The organism is Oleiphilus sp. HI0043, assembly GCF_001634935.1.
Genome location: NZ_LWEY01001210.1, coordinates 1 through 381, shown reverse-complemented (window position 1 = coordinate 381; position 381 = coordinate 1). Strand labels below are relative to the sequence as shown.

At 37.5% G+C, this 381-nt stretch carries 1 protein-coding gene; it reads right to left on the bottom strand.

What is annotated here, in order from left to right:
* On the bottom strand, nucleotides 1–281 hold a 281-nt coding region (locus A3729_RS14465), incomplete at its 3' end, for a UvrD-helicase domain-containing protein (protein ID WP_231877442.1).
* Between the last annotated feature and the right edge of the window lie 100 nt (nucleotides 282–381).

The window sequence follows — 381 nt, the reverse complement described above, 5'->3', positions numbered from 1 at the left end:
TTCTTTACTAGTAACTTGCTCTGTGCCGAAAACTCATTTAAAAAATCTTTGAATATCGTTTGCCTTGCTCCGGCCCACAACATAATACTCTGATTCAGGTCTCCAACTGCCAAGACTTTTGTAGCGGTATTCTGAAACATCAATTTTAGCAATGTGTATTGTTCGTTCGTTGTATCTTGAAACTCATCAACAAAGACATATTCATAAGAGCTTGCAAACATATTTCGAATATCGTCTCTGGATCTCAAAATACGAATCGCCAGCCCTATCAAATCTCCCATCAATATTCTAGTTGTACCATTAGCCTCTTTACGCTGAAAAACAATATCATAATTGTTAATAGGACGTTCCGCCCGTGGTAGAGTGTTCTTAAATCTATCG